The sequence below is a fragment of the Marinobacter sp. 3-2 genome, assembly GCF_003751355.1.
GTDB classification, from domain to species: Bacteria; Pseudomonadota; Gammaproteobacteria; order Pseudomonadales; family Oleiphilaceae; genus Marinobacter; species Marinobacter adhaerens.
In genome coordinates, this window is sequence record NZ_RJUQ01000014.1 from 193,497 (window position 1) to 213,606 (window position 20,110).

Annotated in this window: 17 protein-coding genes and 1 pseudogene; 3 read left to right on the plus strand and 15 right to left on the minus strand. The window is 57.5% G+C overall.

Features of this window, described 5'->3' with window-relative positions; all coding sequences use genetic code 11:
• Positions 1 to 23 precede the first annotated feature (23 nt).
• Both EDB94_RS13525 and pta read left to right on the plus strand, forming a co-directional pair.
• Positions 24 to 1,220, plus strand: a complete 1,197-nt coding sequence (locus EDB94_RS13525; protein WP_108018879.1) for an acetate/propionate family kinase — start codon at positions 24 to 26, stop codon at positions 1,218 to 1,220.
• A gap of 27 nt (positions 1,221 to 1,247) precedes the next feature.
• Entirely contained in the window at positions 1,248 to 3,410 is a 2,163-nt protein-coding gene (gene pta, locus EDB94_RS13530; RefSeq protein ID WP_108018878.1) for a phosphate acetyltransferase, read from the plus strand.
• A gap of 21 nt (positions 3,411 to 3,431) precedes the next feature.
• On the opposite strand, the gene der is transcribed toward pta, so the two are convergent.
• The 13 genes and pseudogenes from der to trmJ form a co-directional block, all read right to left on the minus strand.
• Positions 3,432 to 4,853 (minus strand): ribosome biogenesis GTPase Der, encoded by a 1,422-nt coding sequence (gene der, locus EDB94_RS13535; RefSeq protein WP_041645184.1) that lies wholly within the window; start codon positions 4,851 to 4,853, stop codon positions 3,432 to 3,434.
• Positions 4,854 to 4,862: 9 nt separating this feature from the next.
• Positions 4,863 to 6,035, minus strand: a complete 1,173-nt coding sequence (gene bamB / locus EDB94_RS13540; protein WP_014576907.1) for an outer membrane protein assembly factor BamB — start codon at positions 6,033 to 6,035, stop codon at positions 4,863 to 4,865.
• The gene (locus EDB94_RS13545) at positions 6,035 to 6,691 is read right to left on the minus strand and encodes a tetratricopeptide repeat protein (protein ID WP_108018877.1); all 657 of its coding nucleotides are present in this window, start codon (positions 6,689 to 6,691) and stop codon (positions 6,035 to 6,037) included. The genes bamB and EDB94_RS13545 overlap by 1 nt, the downstream gene beginning before the upstream one ends.
• 52 nt (positions 6,692 to 6,743) lie before the next feature.
• Positions 6,744 to 8,024, minus strand: a complete 1,281-nt coding sequence (hisS, locus tag EDB94_RS13550) for a histidine--tRNA ligase (RefSeq protein WP_108018876.1) — start codon at positions 8,022 to 8,024, stop codon at positions 6,744 to 6,746.
• Between the two features lie 49 nt (positions 8,025 to 8,073).
• Complete coding sequence (ispG, locus tag EDB94_RS13555) at positions 8,074 to 9,192, minus strand: flavodoxin-dependent (E)-4-hydroxy-3-methylbut-2-enyl-diphosphate synthase (protein ID WP_008174332.1); 1,119 nt, start codon at positions 9,190 to 9,192, stop codon at positions 8,074 to 8,076.
• Positions 9,193 to 9,227: 35 nt separating this feature from the next.
• Positions 9,228 to 10,265, minus strand: coding sequence for a RodZ domain-containing protein (locus tag EDB94_RS13560; RefSeq protein WP_108018875.1), 1,038 nt, complete (start codon positions 10,263 to 10,265; stop codon positions 9,228 to 9,230).
• Positions 10,255 to 11,028 (minus strand): annotated as a pseudogene (pilW, locus tag EDB94_RS13565) (type IV pilus biogenesis/stability protein PilW). The gene EDB94_RS13560 and the pseudogene pilW overlap by 11 nt, the downstream one beginning before the upstream one ends.
• Before the next feature lie 74 nt (positions 11,029 to 11,102).
• Complete coding sequence (rlmN, locus tag EDB94_RS13570; RefSeq protein ID WP_108018874.1) at positions 11,103 to 12,215, minus strand: 23S rRNA (adenine(2503)-C(2))-methyltransferase RlmN; 1,113 nt, start codon at positions 12,213 to 12,215, stop codon at positions 11,103 to 11,105.
• A gap of 63 nt (positions 12,216 to 12,278) precedes the next feature.
• On the minus strand, positions 12,279 to 12,707 hold the full coding sequence (gene ndk / locus EDB94_RS13575) for a nucleoside-diphosphate kinase (protein WP_008174325.1): 429 nt from the start codon (positions 12,705 to 12,707) through the stop codon (positions 12,279 to 12,281).
• 68 nt (positions 12,708 to 12,775) lie between these two features.
• Positions 12,776 to 13,924, minus strand: a complete 1,149-nt coding sequence (locus EDB94_RS13580; protein ID WP_062784577.1) for an IscS subfamily cysteine desulfurase — start codon at positions 13,922 to 13,924, stop codon at positions 12,776 to 12,778.
• 22 nt (positions 13,925 to 13,946) lie between these two features.
• On the minus strand, positions 13,947 to 14,444 hold the full coding sequence (gene iscR / locus EDB94_RS13585) for a Fe-S cluster assembly transcriptional regulator IscR (RefSeq protein WP_008174321.1): 498 nt from the start codon (positions 14,442 to 14,444) through the stop codon (positions 13,947 to 13,949).
• Between the two features lie 78 nt (positions 14,445 to 14,522).
• Positions 14,523 to 15,296, minus strand: a complete 774-nt coding sequence (gene cysE, locus EDB94_RS13590; RefSeq protein ID WP_053115569.1) for a serine O-acetyltransferase — start codon at positions 15,294 to 15,296, stop codon at positions 14,523 to 14,525.
• Positions 15,289 to 16,152: a tRNA (cytosine(32)/uridine(32)-2'-O)-methyltransferase TrmJ gene (trmJ, locus tag EDB94_RS13595; protein WP_014576900.1), complete on the minus strand. Its 864-nt coding sequence runs from the start codon at positions 16,150 to 16,152 to the stop codon at positions 15,289 to 15,291. Before trmJ ends, cysE begins: the two co-directional genes overlap by 8 nt.
• 183 nt (positions 16,153 to 16,335) lie before the next feature.
• Between trmJ and EDB94_RS13600 the strand changes: the two genes are divergently transcribed.
• Positions 16,336 to 17,136: an inositol monophosphatase family protein gene (locus EDB94_RS13600; RefSeq protein ID WP_053115017.1), complete on the plus strand. Its 801-nt coding sequence runs from the start codon at positions 16,336 to 16,338 to the stop codon at positions 17,134 to 17,136.
• Between the two features lie 83 nt (positions 17,137 to 17,219).
• Here EDB94_RS13600 and secF read toward each other — a convergent pair whose 3' ends face one another.
• Together secF and secD are read right to left on the minus strand one after the other, a co-directional pair.
• On the minus strand, positions 17,220 to 18,173 hold the full coding sequence (secF, locus tag EDB94_RS13605; RefSeq protein WP_108018872.1) for a protein translocase subunit SecF: 954 nt from the start codon (positions 18,171 to 18,173) through the stop codon (positions 17,220 to 17,222).
• Positions 18,166 to 20,040, minus strand: coding sequence for a protein translocase subunit SecD (gene secD, locus EDB94_RS13610; RefSeq protein WP_014576897.1), 1,875 nt, complete (start codon positions 20,038 to 20,040; stop codon positions 18,166 to 18,168). Before secD ends, secF begins: the two co-directional genes overlap by 8 nt.
• Between the last annotated feature and the right edge of the window lie 70 nt (positions 20,041 to 20,110).

Genomic DNA, 20,110 nt, shown 5'->3' on the forward strand with positions numbered 1-20,110 from the left:
GAAACCGTTGGACGCCCATTCCCATGGAAGACACCGTACTTGTCGTGAACTGCGGCAGCTCATCCCTGAAACTCGCACTGTTCAACAACCAACACAGGAAACTGGTGTCCGCTCTGGCCGAGCGCCTGGGCCAGAACGATGCATTTGCCCACATTGACGGCCAGGAAGGAACGATCCCTCTGGACGCTGGCGCCGGCCATGATCAGGCTCTAGATACACTGGTCACGGCTTTCCGGGACCTGGGACTGATGACAACGGCTCCCTCGGCCATAGGTCACAGGGTCGTTCATGGTGGTGAGACCTTCCATGAGGCCGTACTCATTGATGGCGATGTGCTCAAGGCCATTGAAAGCTGCGCAGGCCTTGCCCCTCTTCACAACCCGGTCAACCTGTCCGGGATTCGGGCAACCCTGGCACAGTTTCCCGATGTACCGCAGACGGCCGTTTTCGACACCGCGTTTCATCAGACCCTGCCCAGACGGGCCTTCCTCTATGCGCTTCCAGAGGCGTGGTACCGCGACTGGGGGATCCGGAGATACGGATTCCACGGTACCAGTCACGCCTTTATGGCATCAGAAGCCGCCCGTTTGCTGGGCAAAACGCCGGCAACCACCTCGGTCATATCGGCCCATCTGGGCAACGGGTGCAGCATTACCGCCATCCGTGACGGAATCAGTGTGGATACCAGCATGGGCCTGACGCCACTTGAGGGTCTGGTAATGGGCACCCGTAGCGGGGATGTCGACCCCGGCCTTTTCGACTTTCTCCGCAGCAAGGGCATCGCCGCGGATGAGGTTCATCGGGTTCTGAATCAGGAGAGTGGCCTCCTTGGACTGTCCGGCCAGACGAACGACATGCGCTCACTCTGTGAACTCGCGGACCATGGCCATGAACCATCACAAACCGCTATTGATGTGTTCTGCTTCCGCCTGGCCCGCTACGTTGGCGCGATGATGGCGTCCCTGAGCCAGCTGGACGCTCTGGTTTTCACCGGCGGCATCGGGGAAAACAGCCCGCGGATCAGGGAAGAGACCATTCGCCATCTCAAACTGACGGGATTCGAGCTCAGCCGGGACCTCAACATCCATCATGGCCAATTCAGCGACGGACATATTGAAAGCCCCGACTCGCGATTTCCGGTTTTGGTGATTCCCACCAACGAAGAGCTGGTCATTGCCCGGGAAGCAGCTCGGCTTGCAGGCTCTGACATTCAGGCCTGACCCAAACGCATCATCAGGAATACCACTATGGCAAAGAGTCTCTTTTTTGCACCGACTTCCATGGACTCAGGCCTGACCTCCGTTTGCCTGGGTCTGTTGCGCGCCCTTGAACGGGTAGGCGTCAGCGTTGGCTTCTACAAACCCTTCTGCCAGGCGGTTCACCGCGCAGAATCCATGCACAACGCTGGCCAGGACTCGTCGGTGGCGTTTGTGAGGGCCAGCAGCCACCTGAACCCGCCAGACCCGATTGCCCTCAAGGAAGCGCAACAACTGCTCAACAGAGGCAAAGCCGACTACCTCCTCGAAACAGTCGTGGGTGAATACCAGAAGGTTGCCCGGGATGTGGATGTCGTGATCATCGAAGGCCTCGTCCCAGACCGCAGCGAAGCCTACATCGCCAGGCTGAACGTGGAAGTTGCCCGCAACCTGGGTTCCGAGGTAATCCTGGTGAGCACGCCCAAAGACCTGGACGCCAGGCAACTGGATGAAGAACTGGACTTCTCGTCGCGCCTGTTTGCCAATCCCAGTGATCCGGACGTTATTGGCGTCATCCTGAACAAGGTTGGGGAGCCCGAGCAATCGGGCCTTGAGCCTCGCTCCAACAACAACCACCCTGCCCCCGTCACTGTCGACTACCAGACCGAGTGCACGGTATTCAGCGAGGGCCGCTTTCACCTCTTAGCCGAGATTCCATGGCAGGCGGATTTGCTGGCCCCCAGGGTATCCGACATTGCCAGGGAACTCGGGTTACCGGTCCTCAATGAGGGGCAGATGCACGCCAGGCGGGTCCAGAAGGTATCGGTTTGCGCCCGTAGCATTCGGAACATGACGGAAACCCTCAGGCCTGGCACTCTTCTGGTCACGCCCGGAGATCGCGAAGACATCGTGGTGGCCACAGCTGTTGCCGCTCTCAACGGGGTTCCCCTCGCCGGCCTGATGCTGACCGGTGGCCTGATACCCGACCAGCGAGTGATCACCCTGTGCCACAGGGCCCTGGAAACAGGCCTTCCAGTTCTGGGGTCAGACGCCAATACCTATGAAACTGCTCATATGCTGGCCAACCTGTCGGCGGCCATCCCGATTGATGACCCCAACCGGATTGAAAAGGCGATGGAAGCGGTTGCAACCCGTATCGACACCAACTGGTTGCAACAGCATCTCAAGGTTGCCCGGCAGGACAGGCTTTCCCCTCCTGCCTTCCGATACCAGCTGTCCGAGCGGGCCCGGGCCGCGAATAAGCGCATCATATTGCCGGAGGGCAGCGAGCCAAGAACCGTACAGGCCGCCATCATCTGCCATCAACGCAGGTTGGCAAGGTGTGCCTTGATCGGGAATGCGGCAGAGATAAAACGGGTAGCGGATTCCCAGGATCTGGAACTGCCCGGGGATATCGAGATCATTGATCCAGGGGAGGTGCGACAACGCTACGTCGCTCCGATGGTAGAACTTCGCAAGCATAAAGGACTGACATCAGACATGGCGGAAGCCATGCTCGAAGACAACGTGGTTCTCGGTACCATGATGGTGGCTCTGGATGAAGCTGATGGACTGGTATCCGGTGCCATTCACACGACGGCGAATACGGTGCGCCCTGCCCTGCAACTGATCAAGACCCATGAGCATGCAAAGGTAGTCTCTTCCGTGTTCTTCATGTTGTTGCCGCAACAGGTGGTGGTCTACGGGGACTGCGCCATCAATCCAGACCCCAATGCCGAGGAACTGGCCGACATCGCCATCCAGAGTGCGGAGTCTGCGGAAGCCTTTGGTATTGAGCCGCTGGTCGCCATGATCAGTTACAGCACCGGAGAGTCGGGCAGCGGTCAGGATGTCGAGAAAGTCAGGGAGGCGACTAGGATCGCTCGCGAGCGCAGGCCGGATCTGCTGATAGACGGACCACTCCAATACGATGCAGCGGCCATCGAAAGCGTCGCAAGAAGCAAGGCGCCGGACAGCAAAGTTGCAGGCAAGGCAACGGTCTTCGTATTCCCGGATCTGAACACCGGCAATACCACTTACAAGGCGGTTCAGCGAAGTGCCAATGTGGTCAGTGTCGGGCCAATGCTTCAGGGCTTGCGGAAGCCGGTGAACGACCTTTCACGTGGGGCTCTGGTGGAGGATATCGTGTTTACGGTTGCGTTAACCGCTGTGCAGGCCAAGCAGGTGGAAAGTGCGGGGCCGGACCAGGAATAAGTCCTGAGCCCGGCCACTCACTCAGCGCTTGAGGCTCTTCTGACGCTGTTTTTTCGGACGACGGCCTTTCTTCTCGTCGTTGTCCTTCTTGACCTTCTGACGCGGAGTTAGCCGATCCACTTTGCCGGCAAACGGATTTTCACCCGATTTGAACTCGAAGCGGATTGGTGAACCCGTTACCTTCAGAACCTTACGGAAGGTATTCTCAAGATATCGTTTGTATGCGCCCGGCAGGGAATCCACCTGGTTACCGTGAACCACAATCACAGGGGGGTTGGAACCGCCCTGGTGCGCGTAACGCAGCTTGATCCTGCGACCGTGCACCATGGGTGGCTGATGCTGGGCAATAGCATCCTGCAGAATCGCAGTCAGGCGGTTGGTTGGCCATTTCGCCATCGCGGACTCATAGCAGGCTTGCACCGACTCATACATCACGCCGACGCCGGAGCCGTGAAGCGCCGAGATATAGTGCTTATCAGCGTAATCCAGAAAGTCCAGGCGACGCTGAACCTGTTCTTTCACCCGGGCGCGGTCTTCCGGGTCCATGCCGTCCCACTTGTTGACGGCAATGACTAGCGAGCGGCCGGCATCCAACACAAAGCCGATCAGGTGAAGATCCTGATCAACCAGACCTTCCCGGGCATCAATAACCAGGATAACCACATGGGCGTCATCGATCGCCTGCAGCGTTTTTATGATGGAGAACTTCTCCACCACTTCGCTGACATTTTTTCTTCGACGGACACCGGCGGTATCAATCAACGTGTATTGGCTGCCTTGCCGCTCGTAGGGTATATAAACGCTGTCCCTGGTAGTGCCGGGCATGTCATAAACCACCACACGGTCCTCACCGAGCATGCGGTTGACCAGTGTGGACTTGCCCACGTTCGGCCTGCCCACCACACCGATGCGGATGCCGGGGTAGCGATCTGCCCGGTCCTCTTCCTCCCGCTCCTCTTCAGAGGGCAGCAGGATTTCAAGCATGGAGCGGATTCCGCGGTTGTGGGAAGCTGCGATCAGGAACGTGGATTCAAAGCCAAGGCTGTAGAAATCCGACGCGGCGATGTCCGGATCTTGTCCATCGGTCTTGTTCACGACCAGATGCGCCTGCTTGCCCGAGCGGCGAAGACTGTCTGCAATCAGCTCATCGCCTGCAGTAAGGCCGGCCCTGCCGTCCACCAGGAATAGCACGATGTCGGCTTCTTCTACCGCCTGCATGGACTGTCGGGCCATTTCCAGGTCAAGGCCCTGCTCGTCACCGGTAAGGCCACCGGTGTCTATAACGATGAAACGCTGGCCCTCATAGCTACCCTCACCGTATTTGCGGTCTCGGGTAAGCCCCGGAAAGTCCGCAACCAGGGCATCCCTGGAACGGGTCATCTGATTAAATAATGTCGATTTGCCGACGTTAGGGCGTCCGACAAGGGCAATAACTGGGGTCATAATTGGGGATCAATCCTGCGGCTTAACCTGGAATACGGCCATCTTTCCGCTGTTGCCAAAAACCAGCAGGTTACCATTGGCGAGGCGCTGTGCCGGTACGCGGATACCCTCATCGTCGAATTCGCGCTGCCCAACCAGGCTGCCATCTTCACGGTCCAACGCATGGAGGTAGCCTTCAAAATCGCCCACCACAAGGTAGTCTTCATAAACCATCGGCTGGGTCAGTTGGCGCCAGGCAAGACGATCCTGGGTCCAGACCTCGCGACGGTCCGAGCCTCTGAGGGCAATGATCTCGCCATCAGCAGCGGCAAGATAGATCTGACCGCCACCAATCATCGGAGAGTAGAGGCTGGAGGCCTTCCGGCTCCAGATTTCCTGCCCGGTACGAATATCAACAAGGGCCAGTTTGCCCTGGTAACCAACCACCATGACGGCAGTCTCAATGACAAGCGGCTGGCCGGTTACGTCTACCAGTCTCTCGAGCTCAGTGCGTCCCTGCGGCTGACCCACCTCATATTGCCACATGGGTTGGCCCGATGCTGCCGTCAGCGCGATCAGCTTGCCACTGGCAAAAGACGCAATAACCACATCACCGCCCACCAGTGGAGCCGCGGCAGCGCGCATGGACAGCACCGGAACGGAGCCATCATACTGCCAGAGCTTCTCGCCATCGGTGGCACTGAAGCCTAGTACCTTGCCATCTGTCGTCTGGGCTACAACCAGAGAACCGTTGGATTGTGGCGAAGACAGCACCTCCGTCGGCAAAGACGTACGCCACACCTCAGAGCCATCCTCCCGGGACAGGGCCACCAGGTCGGCATTCTCGGTGGTCAGGTACAGATTCTGTCCATCACCACCAAGCCCCGAGAAGATGCGATCTTCAAATTCGGACTCCCAGGCAACCTCTCCGGTCTCCGTCGCTACCGCATAAAGCTCACCGTCTGCGGAGGCAGCGTAGATCAGATCCCCGGTAACCAGTGGCGCAAGGTAGAGAAAATCACCATCATGGCCATCGCCAACAGACATGCTCCAGACGCGTTCGAATTCGACGGACGCCTCAATCTCGGGAACCGGTACAGGTTGCTCGAACGTATCCGTGCTGCTGCAGCCGGAAAGCGCAGCCAGAAGCGCCAGCCCCAGGAAAAATCCGCGTCTCGGAATCCTGTCGCGGAGAACCGGCATCAGGCATCCTCCCCGACGCCAAGGTCTGCCAGTTTCAGTTCCAGAATACCGCTACGGCCCTGCTGACTCTGCTCACGGGCAGCCAGGTAGGCCTCACGCGCACCCTCGCGATCGCCCTGGGCAAGCAAGATATCGCCTCGAAGCTCGGAATACATGGAATCAAACGCATCGGCATTACCGGCTCCGTCGATGGTGGCCAGAGCATCCTCGTACTGGCCTGCGGTAAACTGGGCGCGCGCCAGACGATTGCGCACGACAAGTGCCAGTGCTTCGTGTTCACCGGTGTTTTCAAGGGCCCACTTCAGGGAATCAATGGCGGCCTCGGCGTTGCCATCCTGCATCAGCTGCTGACGGGCCAGGATCAGGTTGCCGTAAACCGCATAGGCACTGTCCGTGTAGTCTTCCCGGAGGGTCTGCGCCACAAAAGCGACAGTCTCGCCACTGGTTTCATCGGCCTGATCGCTGAAGGCATTCAGCAGGTTGGCAAACTGATTGGCCGCTTCGGTACGCTGCTGGGCCTGATGGTTCTGCCAAGCCTGCCAGCCGAACACAATGGCCAGGGCCGCACCAATACCGATGAGCAGTGAGCTGCCGTTCTTTTTCCACCAGTCCTTGATCGCCTGGATCTGTTCTTCTTCGGTGCGCAACTCTGCCATGAGGACTCCTGTAGTCGAATTTTTGCTTTTATATCAGTAAATTTGTTCAGGCTCAGCCGGCCAGGGCTGCTGCCAGCGTGTCCGCAAGCTTGTCCTGGGCGATCTCCGCCTGCGGCTCGTCGGCTCGCAAGGGTTTGAGCCCGACCGTGCCGTTGGCCACTTCGTTCTCGCCCAGAATCACCGCGTACCTCGCACCACTGCGGTCTGCCTTTTTCATCTGGCTTTTGAAACTGCCACCGCCGCAATGGGAAATAATCACGCGCTCTGGCAAGGCTGCCCGGAGCTTTTCAGCCAAAACGAGTGCAGGCGCCAATGCGCCCTCGCCCATCGCCGTTACGTAGACATCGGCATTGCTGTTTACGTGCTCTGGAACCAGTTCCAGCGTTTCCAGCAGCAGGATAAGGCGCTCAAGGCCCATTGCAAAGCCCACTGCGAAGGTCGGCTTGCCACCCAGTTGCTCCACCAGGCCATCGTATCGACCACCTGCACACACCGTACCCTGGGCGCCGAGGCTGTCGGTAATCCACTCGAACACCGTCTTGCCGTAGTAATCGAGGCCCCGCACCAGCGCTGGATTCACTGAATAATTCACCCCTGCGGCCTCAAGAAGCGCCTTCAGGCGCTCGAAGTGCTCGCGGGATTCTTCGTCCAGATAGTCGTCAAGGCTGGGCGCGTTTTCGAGGATTTTCCGAGTGGAAGGATCCTTGCTGTCCAGAATGCGCAGGGGGTTCGATTCGAGGCGACGCCGGCTATCGGCATCCAGGTCTGCCTTGAACTGACCGAGGTAATCCACGAGGGCGGACCGGTATACCCGACGGGACTCCAACGTTCCGATGGAATTGATCTCAAGCCGGGTATGCTCGGCAAGCCCAAGCTCTTTCCAGAGCCTTGCCGTCAAGATGAGCAGTTCGGCATCAATGTCCGGACCGTTCATGCCAAAACATTCCACGCCAATCTGATGAAACTGGCGGTAGCGGCCTTTTTGAGGACGTTCGTGCCGGAACATCGGGCCGGTGTACCAGAGACGGCGGGTCTGATTGAACAGAAGACCGTGCTCTTCGGCGGCCCGAACACAACCGGCGGTGCCCTCCGGGCGAAGGGTCAGACTGTCACCGTTGCGGTCTTCAAAGGTGTACATTTCCTTTTCGACGATGTCAGTTACTTCACCAATCGAACGCTTGAACAGATCGGTCTGCTCCACAATCGGCATGCGGATTTCCTGGTAGCCATACTGGGCCAGTACCCTGCGAACCGTGGATTCCACAAACTGCCAAACCGGCGTCTGCTCCGGCAGGATATCGTTCATCCCGCGAATTGCCTGAATCTTTGCCAATGTTAACCCTTAACTTTTTCTGGATGTTTATGCCGGGAACTGGAAACAATCAGTTGTCTGACCGGGCAATAATCGAATCTTCCTGTTCCTTGCGCCGTGCCACTTCCTCGCGAATCAGGCGCTCCAGATCATCCGTCAATGTCGCGTTGTCCAGCTTCTGGTTCGGCTTTCCCGCCATGTAGAAGAGGTTCTTGGGGCTCCCGCCGGTAAGTCCGAGATCCGCCACTTTCGCCTCACCCGGACCGTTTACGATGCACCCGATGATCGCCACATCCAGAGAATCGTTTACATCCTCCAGACGAGCTTCCAGATCATTCATGGTCTGGATGACATCGAAATTCTGCCGGGAACAGCTGGGACAGGCGATGAAGTTTATACCGCGACTGCGCAGGCGCAGGCTCTTCAGGATATCGAAGCCCACCTTGATTTCCTGCACGGGGTCCGCTGCAAGCGATACCCGGATGGTGTCACCGATGCCGTCCATTAACAGCATGCCAAGGCCAATGGAGGACTTCACGGTTCCAGATCTCAACCCACCGGCCTCGGTGATGCCAAGGTGCAGGGGCTGCTCAATCTGCTGGGCAATCTTACGGTAGGCATCGACCGTCATAAACACTTCCGACGCTTTCAGGCTCACCTTGAAATCCTGGAAGTCATGACGATCCAGAATATCGATGTGGCGCATGGCGGACTCCACCAGCGCGTCTGCCGTGGGTTCGCCATATTTGCGCTGGAGAGACTTCTCCAGCGAACCGGCGTTCACACCAATGCGAATGGGGATATTGCCGTCCCGGGCCGCACTGATTACGGCACTGACGCGGTCATCGCGGCCGATATTGCCAGGATTGATCCGGAGACAGTCAACACCCAGTTCCGCTACCCGAAGAGCGATTTTGTAATCGAAGTGGATGTCGGCAACCAACGGCAGGGAAACCTGCTCCCGAATCTTCCCGAACGCCTCAGCGGCGTCCATGGACGGAACGGAAACACGCACTATGTCCGCACCTGCCTCCTGCAATGCCTTGATCTGGCCAACGGTGGCCTCTACGTCACAGGTTTCGGTGTTGGTCATGCTCTGCACCGCAATCGGCGCGTCACCACCCACAGGAACATTGCCCACCATGATCTGGCGGGATTTGCGTCTGATAATCGGGGAATCCTGTTTCATGTCTTACTGACCGATATGGAAAATTTGATCAAATTTCAGATTGTCAGGGTGAATTCTGACCGGTTGTTAACAACCCGGTAGCCACCGATATCCACTGGCTCGCCCTGGAAACGGATGGATTCAACCGCATCGACTGCGCCAATCACAACCCTCAAGGGCGTCGGCCCCTCGATATCAATCAGATCCCCGTTACGCTGGAGCGAATTCACCAGGCGGTTACCGGCTGCGTCACTGATCTGCACCCAACAATCGTCACTGAAGCGAATCTGGAGTCGACCGTTGTCCGAAGCATCCGACAGCCCATTCGGGTCTTCCAGAACCGGCTCGGGGGTCTGGACGACCGCAGGAATCTGATCGGTAACAGGCTCGGTTGCATCAGCCGCGCCATCGTCCGTAGCCAGTGTGTTTTCAGGCACCTGATTTTCACCAACAACAGTTTCAGGCGCTTGAGCCTCAGTTTCTGTTTCAGACTGCTGCACGGTAGGCGCCTCCGCCTCCATAACTGCCGATTCCGACTCTTCAGCACTGGCAACAAGCACAGGTTCGGAGCGCTCTGGCTCGGCCAACGCAGCCGATTCCTCGGCTTCAGCAGGAGCAGGCTCCTCCGGCACTGATTCCGGTTCTGTCGTCGGCTCGGAAGGCGCCGGGCCCTGTGCAGGAGCCAGAAAGGTGAAAGCAAGGTATCCGGCAATGCCCAGCACCACCAGGAAAAACAGAGCCTTGGCAAGCTGACGTTTACGACGTCTGCGACGTTCGATGTCTACCAGCGGATTGGCTTCCTGCTCCTGTTCCCGCTGTTGCCGAATGGGTTCCAGTTCCTGGTCGAGGTCGGCAATCACTGCATCTGCGTCCAGCCCAACCTGTTTTGCATAAGCCCTGACATACCCTTTCAGAAAGAGTTCACTGTCAATCTGGCTGTAATCTCCCGACTCGATCGCCTGGATTACCGAAGGACGCAAATGCTGCGCTGCTGCGACATCGCCGGTACTCAGACCGGTTTTCTCCCGTGCCTTTTGAAGCTGCCGCCCTACGGGCTCCTTCATAGCTGGCTGTGAGTTTTCTTCAGTTGCCATTAGAAATCAGCACCTTATATTGTTGGTATTCGACTGACTCCGGAAATTTGTTTCTGAGTTGAAGCGCAAGGCTCGCCTCCTGGTTTTCATCACTGTAGAAGCGGGCAATGCGGATTCCGGTAAGAAGGCTCTCCGGTGAGTGGACCAGACGCTGATTTCGCTGCATCAATGAAATCAGTCGCGAGTAATAGCGTGCCGCGTCGTCGTAGTCGCCAGTCTCTACGGACACCCGGGAGAGCGCCAGCAGGGAACGTGCATCGCCTCGTGTCAGCTCCACTGCGCGGCGATAGGATGTGGCCGCAGCTTCCAGTTCTCCGAGGCGCTCCTGGGTCATGCCCAGGTTAAAGAAAACCGAGCCGCGTTCCTGATAACCGGTATCCCGGGACGCAGCACGGAATTGATCCCGCGCGTCTTCCATCCGGTTCTAGCCGAACAGGAAAGCTCCGTAATAAACCCGCGCCCGTGTGTACCCTGGATCCTCGGAAATAGCCTGTTTGAAATTACGCTCAGCCAGTTCTGGCTCACCCTCGGCGTTATAGACAAGCCCCATCGCAGCCCTGGCGCCCGGGTCATCTGAATCCAGTTTCAATGCCCTGTCTAGGTGATGGCGTGCACGTTCAAGATTGCCCTGCCCAATATAGGCCGTGGCAAGTTTTACATAGTTATCGAGCGCTTCCTGCTGATCTGCTTCCCGTGAAAACCGACTGTCGGTAGTGGTAACGCAACCTGTAACCAGCAGGGTCAGCAACAGGGTGGCCAACACGAATGAACGTCGGTTTGCTGGTGGTGTTATCACGGGTGTCCCCTTCCTCGATTGGGCTGCAAGACGTATCTGGTTCAGGGATTCACCTGCTGAACCTGAATATACCGCTGACTCCGCCGGGTTCTGTCCTCGACCCGCCCGACCAGTTGCCCACAGGCGGCGTCAATGTCATCGCCCCGCGTGGTTCTGATGGTGGTGATGTAGCCAGCTTCGTTAAGAACATTCTGGAACCGCCGCGTGGCATTCATACTCGGTCTCCGGAAATCGCTCTCCGGAAACGGATTGAAGGGAATCAGGTTGATCTTGCACGGAAGATCCCGCAACAGCACCGCCAGTTCCCGGGCGTGCTCGGGCTGATCGTTCATCCCCTCGATAACGGTGTACTCGATTGTAGCCTTACGCTTGTCTGGCAAACGGGCGAAATACCGCTTGGTGGCCGCAAGCAGCTCTGAGATCGGGTACTTTTTATTCAACGGAACCAGTTTGTTACGCAGTTCATCATTCGGGGCATGCAGGGAAATGGCCAGTGAAACATCGGTAACTTCCGACAGGCGATCCAGCGCCGGCACCACGCCAGAGGTACTGAGGGTCACCCGGCGCTTGGAGATCCCGTACGCCAGATCCTCCATCATGAGGTTCATGGCGTCCACGACATTGTCAAAATTGAGCAGGGGCTCGCCCATGCCCATCATGACCACGTTGGTAATCGGCCGATCGGGGCCCGGCTCAAACGGCATGAAGGCCTTGCGCGCGACCCACACCTGACCAATGACTTCCGCCGCAGTCAGATTACGGTTAAAGCCCCGCTTGCCGGTGGAGCAGAAGGTGCAATCCAGGCTGCAACCAATCTGTGAGGAAACGCAGAGCGTGCCGCGTTCGCCATCGGGAATCAGTACCGTCTCCACGCTGTTGCCGTTATCCATGCGCATCACCCATTTGCGGGTGCCGTCTTTGGAGGTTTCGTCGTACACCACCTCAGGACCACGGATCTCGGCAACCTGCTTCAGCTTTTCCCGAAGCGCCTTGCTCATATTGGTCATTTGATCGAAGTCATCGGCGCCACGCTGATGGACCCACTGCAAAACCTGAGTGGCACGGAAACGCTTCTCTCCCAGGGACTCGAAGAAGGCCTCGAGCTTTGCTTTTGGCATTCCCAGGAGATTGGTTTTTTCAGCGGCCGCTGTCATTTCATAACCTCGATCAGATAATCAATTCGGAGGCGACCGGATGATCGCCCCCGATCAACGCAATCAACCCCTCGGGCAGATCTCGTTGTCATTGAAGAAGTAAGCGATTTCGCGCTCGGCAGAAGCCGCGGAATCAGAGCCGTGAACGGCGTTTGCGTCGATGGACGATGCGAAATCAGCGCGGATAGTGCCCGCCTCGGCTTCTTTCGGGTTGGTCGCGCCCATCAGGTCACGGTTTTTAAGGATCGCGCCTTCACCTTCCAGAACCTGCACAACCACCGGACCGGAGGTCATGAATGCAACCAGGTCGTTAAAGAACGGACGCTCTTTGTGCTCTGCGTAAAAGCCTTCTGCCTGCTCCTGGGTGAGGTGCATCATCTTGGCAGCAACGATGTTCAGCCCAGCTTTCTCGAAGCGGCTGTAAATTTCGCCGATCACGTTCTTTGCGACCGCGTCGGGCTTGATAATCGAGAGCGTGCGCTCAGTTGCCATGGTATTTCTCCAGTTTGTGGATGGTTAAAATTCTGGCCTGCGATTATACGCAGTCCGGGGCAAACTTCCTACCGCACTGCGCGGAGGCGACTAACAACATCAACTATTTGCGCGCTGGCAAACGCCACTTCCTCGTTCGTGGTGTAGCGGCCGATGGAAAAGCGCAGCGCACGATGGGCCTGCTGTTCACTCAACCCGATGCCACGAAGCACGTATGAGGGCTCTACCGTGGCTGAAGCGCAGGCCGAACCGGAGGATACCGCCAGATCCCGAAGGCCGAGCATGAGGGACTCCGCATCGACGCCTTCAAAGGAAAGATTCATTATGCCCGGGACGCGCCGGGATTCACTGCCGTTGAGAGTGACACCCTCGAGAGGCCCGAGCCCCGAAAGAAACGCCTCCCGCAGGGCTTCCAGCTTCTCCACTTCCTGTTCAAGCGCTGACTGGGCGATCTCGAACGCCTTCCCCATTCCGACAATCTGATGGGTGGGGAGCGTTCCGGAGCGCATTCCTCGCTCATGGCCACCACCATGAATCTGCGCCTCGATACGAACATCCGGCGACCGCCTGACGTACAGGGCGCCTACGCCCTTCGGGCCATAAACCTTGTGGCCGGAAAGCGCCAGCAGATCCACCGGCATGGAGCCGACATCAATCGCCATCTTGCCGGCAGCCTGGGCGGCGTCCACGTGAAAAAGAATGCCTCTTTGGCGCAATTCGGCACCAATGGCGGCAATATCATTAATCGTTCCAAGCTCGTTGTTCACCAACATCAGGCTGACGAGCACGGTATTTTCCTTGAGCGCGTCCAACACCTGATCAAAACCGATGGTTCCGTCGGCTGCCGGCTCCAGCCAGGTGACTTCAGTACCCTGATGCTCCAGCCACTTGCAGGTATCAACAACCGCTTTGTGCTCGATCCTGGAGGTAACGATATGAGCGCCCTGCCGGCCGGCAACCGCCCCTTTGATGGCGAGGTTGTCTGATTCCGTTGCCCCCGAGGTCCAGACAATCTCCCGCGGATCAGCGTGGACAAGACTGGCGACCTTCTTGCGTGCAGCTTCCACTGCGGCTTCTGCCTGCCAACCATAGGCGTGGGTGCGGGATGCCGGATTACCGAATACACCATCCAGCGTGAGGTATTTCATCATTTCATCAGCAACGGCTGGATCAACGGGCGTGGTGGCCGCGTAGTCCATATAAACGGGCTTTTTCATGGATTCCGGAAACTTGTTGGTGTCAGGCCGGCGCCTGATCGGACAGGCGTTCGGTATTGATGGTTTCAGAGCCACTGTCGGACTGGCGGCGATTTTGCCGATCCGCAACCTGGCGAATTTCATGCTTCCTCATCAGGTCTCCGAGACTGATCTCGCTGAGAAACTGATGAATCTGATCACTGAGATCAGACCAGAGGTGATGGGTCAGACATTTCTCGCCGTTCTGGCAATCGCCTTTGTTGCCGCACCGGGTGGTATCCAGCGATTCACTGACGGCATCAACAACTTCGGCAATGTAGAGATCAGCCGCAGGACGACTGAGCCTGTATCCACCACCGGGACCGCGAATACTGACAACCAGTTTCTGGCGGCGGAGACGGGAGAAAAGCTGCTCCAGGTAGGACAGTGAGATTTCCTGACGCGCCGATATATCGGCCAGACTCACCGGCCCCTGGTCTCCATGCAGAGCCAGATCCAGCATTGCCGTAACGGCATAGCGGCCTTTGGTGGTCAACTTCATAGCGTCAGCCCCATGGCGGGATTGAATCTCAAAAATGCAGAACAGAGTATGAATTGACCAACCATTTCAGTCAAGTATTCAGCGCCGCACCTCTTCGTCGTCTCGGACGCAATCGAAATCCTCCTCGTGGAGCGGAGGCAGTTCGCCATTCTGGTATTCACTGTTCACCTTGCGCAACGCCTTGCACATATTCTCTATGCGGTCATCCACGGCATGCATGTGATCAAGCAACGAGCGCATGGCCCGTGCGACGGGGTCCGGCATTTCTTCCGTAACGCCGTATGCATCGAAGCCCATTCGCTCTTCCATCTCCTTGCGGCGGGCATCGTCTTCGCCCTGGCGTTTGACAATAACGCGGCCAGGAATACCTACAACGGTTGCACCCTCTGGCACTGCCTTGGTAACCACCGAGTTTGAACCAATCTTGGCACCCTCGCCTACTTCAAAAGGCCCCAGAATCTTGGCGCCGGCACCAACCACCACACTGTTGCCAATCGTGGGATGCCGCTTACCCTTGTTCCAGCTGGTTCCGCCCAGCGTAACCCCCTGATAGAGGGTTACGTCGTCGCCAATCACCGTAGTCTCACCAATAACAACACCCATGCCGTGGTCGATGAAAAAGCGACGACCAATGGTTGCACCCGGATGAATCTCAATGCCGGTAAGCCAACGGGCGATCGTCGAAATGGTCCTCGCAAGCCATTTCAACCCCAAACTCCACAACCAATGGGAAAACCGATGGAAAAGCAGTGCGTGCAAACCGGGATAGTTGGTGAGCACTTCAAAGGTATTCCTGGCGGCGGGGTCCCGATGGAACACGCTGTTAATGTCTTCCCGCAAACGCTCAAACATGGCCATTGTCCTGTTCCGTCGCCGCAGTATCGGCCTCGGTTGATTTGCTGTTGTTCCGTGTGCCCGCCGCTTTCTGCACAGCGGTGAGGATGCCCCGGAGGATATTGATCTCCATCTGATCAAGTCTGGCTCGCTGGAACAGACGCCGCAAGCGCGTCATAAGCTGCCTGGGGTTCTCCCGCCGATGGAAATCAACATCGATAAGCACCTGCTCAAGATGACCGAAGAAGCCCTCAACATCGTGGACTTTCGCCGGCGGCACATCCCATCCTTCGTCCCCGGGCCGGGTCATCGACTTTAAGTATGGGCTTCCCTCACCGCCTTCAAGGCTTCGGAGGTAATACATCCGCAATTCATAGCACATGACCTGCACCGCCATGGCGAGGTTGAGAGAGCTGTAATCGGGATTGGAGGGAATATGGATATGATAATGACAACGCTGCAGCTCATCGTTGCTGAGACCATGATTCTCCCTGCCGAACACCATGGCCACCGGGCCACTGCCGGCGTGCTCTGCAGCCGCGGCCGCAGCCTCCGGCGGGGCGCACACCGGCCAGGGGACTTTTCTGCCCCGGGCACTGGTACCCATTACCAGAACGCAGTCCGCCAGCGCCTCATCGAGCGAAGACACCACGTGGGCGCTATCAAGCACATCGGAAGCCCCCGCCGCACGGGCGTATGAAGCCTCGTCCGGAAACGAAGACGGGTTGACCAGCCACAGGTTGCCGAGCCCCATATTTTTCATGGCACGGGCGACTGCGCCGATATTGCCTGAATGGGATGTCTCAACCAGAACGATCCGGATCTGATCCTGGAATGTTTCCGTCCCTTCCTGTGGAAGTGCGCTTTTATGCATTGTTAGCAGGCCCAAGGTTATTGATCAGGGCGGCAATGATAGCAGAAAGCAAAGGCACCCTGCCCCTCCGGAGTACCCGTAACCTCTGGTTATCCGTGCTATTGCTGAGTCAAAAAACATACAAGCGGGGTGATCTTTTGCTATGATACCCGGCCTTCACACACCCGGATAATGAACACTCAGATGCAACCAGCTATTAAAATGGCCCTGCGCGTCGCGCGTCAGGGGTCTGATTATCTGAAAGCCCATTTCGAGCGCCAGGAACCTACCGGCAAGGACGACTCAGAACGCCGTCGTCAGCTGGAACGGGTTGAGCAATCTATTTATGACAATTTTGCCGAACAGCTCGAAAAAGCCTACAAGGACCACAGCATCGCGCCCCTGAACGAAGCGGATGCCGGAACCAGCGAAAAGAGCTGGCACATTTTCCCTGTCCTGGGCCGTGAAAATTTCCTTCGGGGCATTCCGGAGTTCGCTCTGGCCCTGTCCCAGAAAAAGAATAACCGAACTGAAAACCTGCTGCTGGTTAACCCCGTTACCGGAGAGGAATACTCGGCCAGCCGAGGCCATGGTGCGGCGCTCAACAGCCGCCGCGTGCGCGCTTCGGAAATCAAGCTGCCGGAGAAAGCCGCCATCGCCACCAACCTGCTGGACCAGGCTCGAAAGAGCGAGGATCCGATGCTCTGGGGCGAAATGGCCGCTGTACTGGCCAGGGATTCCGGTATGTTCCGTACCTCCGGCTGCGTGGTGCTGGATATCGCCCGTGTGTCCGCCGGATTGATGGACGCAGCCATCATCTTCCGTCCGGAAGCGGCCGAGCTGGATCTTGGCGTCACTCTGGCCATGGAATCCGGTGCCCTGACCGGTGATTTCTCTGGCAATCCGTCCACCGGGAACGCCCGCCAGCTGGTGGTTGCAAACCCGAAGCTGTTCCGCGAAGTGCTCAAGGTCCTGCATCCGTTCCGGGGCCGTCTGCCTCGCTAAGCTCCCGGGCTCTTTGAGACACAAAAAAACCGCCACATTATGTGGCGGTTTTTTTATGCCCGGAAATCGGGGAACAACTACGATTACATCCGGTTCAGCCACTCCGGCGGCTGCTCTTCTTCTTCGGCATTTTCCGCGCCTTCCTTTGCCGGCACGATCAGGTCATCTCGAGAAACGCCCATCACCATCAGCAGATTCGCAGACACGTATATGGAAGAGTAGGTACCGACGACCACACCAATAATCAAAGCCAGGGCGAAGTTGTTGATTGCCTCACCACCCAGAAAGTAGAGAGCAAGCAAGACCACGAGCGTCGTACCCGAGGTGTTGATTGTCCGCGCAATGGTCTGGTGAATGGATTCGTTGATGATATCCCAGGGCTCACCCACACGCATTTTGCGGAAGTTCTCCCGGATGCGGTCAGCCACAACGATGGTATCGTTCAAAGAATAACCAATGACCGCAAGCAACGCAGCCAGAACGGTAAGATCGAAGGTCCACTGGAATAACGCAAATACACCCAGAACGATAATGACGTCGTGAGCCAGAGGCACCACCGAGGCAATACCGAATTTGAACTGGAAGCGCATACCCACGTAAATCAGCACCACGGCAAGGGCGATCAGCAAGCCAAGGCCACTGTCTTCCTTGAGCTCTTCACCAACCTGGGACCCTACGAACTCGGAGCTGACCAGTTCAAGATCTGCACCACCCTCTTTCAAGGTTCGGGTAACCTGCGGTGCCAGCTGATCGTTGTCGGCCTCGGCCATCCGCACCAACACCGTCGTGTCAGCCCCGAAGTTCTGAACAGAAAACTGCTCGTACCCGGCCTCTGTCAGCCTGGAGCGGATTTCATCAAGTTGCGGAGCCTCTGCGTATTCAAATTCAACGGAGGTGCCGCCGGTGAAGTCCATCCCGAAATTCAGGCCGCGTGTTGCGAGCAGCGCAATGGACACCACGATCAGTGAAATGGAGATTATGGAAGCAATCTTCCGTAACCCCATGAAATCAAACGGTTGCTTTTGATCTTCAGACATTAGCGAGCTTTCCTCCGATCGACAGCTTCTCGACCCTGCGGCCGCCGTAAACAATGTTAACGATGCTTCGGCTGACCATCAGGCCAGAGAACATCGACGTCAGAATCCCGATGCAGAGTGTCACCGCAAACCCTTTCACGGGGCCGGAACCCATCGCGAAAAGAATCACGGCAACCAGCAATGTGGTGATGTTTGCATCAAAGATGGAAACAAAGGCCCGGGAATAACCGGAGTTGATGGCCGTCTGGGGCGGCACGCCCGATTTCAGCTCTTCCTTTATCCTCTCAAAGATAAGCACGTTGGCATCCACCGCCATACCGACGGTCAGAACGATACCGGCGATGCCTGGCAGGGTCAGTGTCGCCGAGAGGATCGACATACACGCAACGAGCAGCATCAGGTTCAGTGTCAGCGCAATATTCGCTACCACGCCAAATCCACGGTAGTAGACAAGCATGTAAAGCAGCACCAGCCCGAAGCCAAGCGCAACGGACATCATGCCGGCGTCTATATTTTTCTGGCCGAGGCTCGGACCAATGGTCCTCTCCTGAACGAAGTACATCGGGGCGGCAAGTGCACCGGCGCGCAAGAGCAGCGCCAGTTCTGCGGCTTCCGGAATAGAATCAAGCCCGGTGATCCGGAAACTGCTGCCCAGAGCGGATTGCACTGTGGCAAGGCTGATAATGCCTTTCTCCACAACGCGGTTCTCCACCTCCTGAGGCTCGCCGTCTACCATTCTGGTTTCGGTTTCCGTGCGGTACTCGATGAACAGCACGGCCATCCTGCGGCCAATGGCATTGCGGGTGGCCCGGTTCATCAGGTCGCCACCGACGGAATCCATGGTGATATTAACCTGGGGTTGGCCGTTTTCGTCGAACGCCTGCTGGGCATTGGCCACGTTGTTACCGGTAGCGATCACCTCCTGCTCGAGGCGCGCGGTGCGCTGTGGCTGATCCCGGAAACCAAACTCCTCGGTCTCGCTGCTGGGGGCGTCCTGGCGGGCCTCCATGCGGAACTCAAGGTTCGCGGTTGCACCAAGTACGCGCTTGGCCTGTGCGGTGTCCTGTACGCCAGGCAACTCAACAATAATCCGGTCGGCACCCTGCTGTTGAACGAGGGGCTCAGCAACACCGAGCTCATTCACCCGGTTACGGATCGTTGTGAGGTTCTGCTCCAGAGCATAGTCCTGAATCGCAGTGACCTCAGCCTCGGAGAGCGTCAGGACAAGGAGGAATTCATCACCCTCGGTCTGCTCATCGAGAAGGAATTCGTTGTACTGGTCACGCACCATGTTGAACGCTTCGGTGCGGGAGGCTTCATCACGAAAGCTGAGAACGATCTCGCGGTTATCCTGAACATCTCCGCCACGATAGCGGATCCGCTCTTCCCGCAGCTCTCGCTTGATCTGGCCAGACATGGCATCCAGACGCTGGCTGACTGCGGTTTCCATATCGACTTCCAACAGGAAGTGGACGCCGCCACGAAGGTCCAGACCCAGCTTCATCGGGCCGGCACCCAGGCTCTTTAGCCAACCGGGTGTGGAGGCAGCCATGTTCAGTGCAACCAGGTATTCGTTTCCAAGAGCAGCCTGCACCAGGGGACGGGCCTGCAATTGGTCTTCAGAGTTGGTGAGACGGATCAGAGCATCCCGATCCTGAAGAGTACTGCTTTTCACCTCGATGCCCCGGCTTTCCAGCACACCAACGGCCCTGTCGAGCACACCGGCATTCACCTCGGTGCTACTGCGGGCGCCGGTAATCTGGATGGCGTAGTCGTCGGGGAAGAGGTTGGGCAAAGCGTAGATAAACCCGATCACGAGCGCGACCAGGATAACCAGGTTTTTCCAAAGCGGATACTTGTTCAGCATGGGATCCCTTGTAGCCGGCCTAGCGGCCAGACTTGGTGTTTCAGCCAGGAAGATTCAAACCGGCCACCAG

Bases quoted from the DNA above. Each gene is read 5' to 3' on its own strand.
- secD (WP_014576897.1), bottom strand. From the start codon at position 20,040: ATGCTGAACAAGTATCCGCTTTGGAAAAACCTGGTTATCCTGGTCGCG.
- EDB94_RS13600 (WP_053115017.1), top strand. From the start codon at position 16,336: ATGCAACCAGCTATTAAAATGGCCCTGCGCGTCGCGCGTCAGGGGTCT.
- pta (WP_108018878.1), top strand. From the start codon at position 1,248: ATGGCAAAGAGTCTCTTTTTTGCACCGACTTCCATGGACTCAGGCCTG.
- trmJ (WP_014576900.1), bottom strand. From the start codon at position 16,152: ATGCATAAAAGCGCACTTCCACAGGAAGGGACGGAAACATTCCAGGAT.
- cysE (WP_053115569.1), bottom strand. From the start codon at position 15,296: ATGTTTGAGCGTTTGCGGGAAGACATTAACAGCGTGTTCCATCGGGAC.
- ispG (WP_008174332.1), bottom strand. From the start codon at position 9,192: ATGAAACAGGATTCCCCGATTATCAGACGCAAATCCCGCCAGATCATG.
- ndk (WP_008174325.1), bottom strand. From the start codon at position 12,707: ATGGCAACTGAGCGCACGCTCTCGATTATCAAGCCCGACGCGGTCGCA.
- EDB94_RS13560 (WP_108018875.1), bottom strand. From the start codon at position 10,265: ATGGCAACTGAAGAAAACTCACAGCCAGCTATGAAGGAGCCCGTAGGG.
- rlmN (WP_108018874.1), bottom strand. From the start codon at position 12,215: ATGACAGCGGCCGCTGAAAAAACCAATCTCCTGGGAATGCCAAAAGCA.
- EDB94_RS13525 (WP_108018879.1), top strand. From the start codon at position 24: ATGGAAGACACCGTACTTGTCGTGAACTGCGGCAGCTCATCCCTGAAA.
- iscR (WP_008174321.1), bottom strand. From the start codon at position 14,444: ATGAAGTTGACCACCAAAGGCCGCTATGCCGTTACGGCAATGCTGGAT.
- EDB94_RS13545 (WP_108018877.1), bottom strand. From the start codon at position 6,691: ATGGCAGAGTTGCGCACCGAAGAAGAACAGATCCAGGCGATCAAGGAC.
- secF (WP_108018872.1), bottom strand. From the start codon at position 18,173: ATGTCTGAAGATCAAAAGCAACCGTTTGATTTCATGGGGTTACGGAAG.
- bamB (WP_014576907.1), bottom strand. From the start codon at position 6,035: ATGCCGGTTCTCCGCGACAGGATTCCGAGACGCGGATTTTTCCTGGGG.
- EDB94_RS13580 (WP_062784577.1), bottom strand. From the start codon at position 13,924: ATGAAAAAGCCCGTTTATATGGACTACGCGGCCACCACGCCCGTTGAT.
- der (WP_041645184.1), bottom strand. From the start codon at position 4,853: ATGACCCCAGTTATTGCCCTTGTCGGACGCCCTAACGTCGGCAAATCG.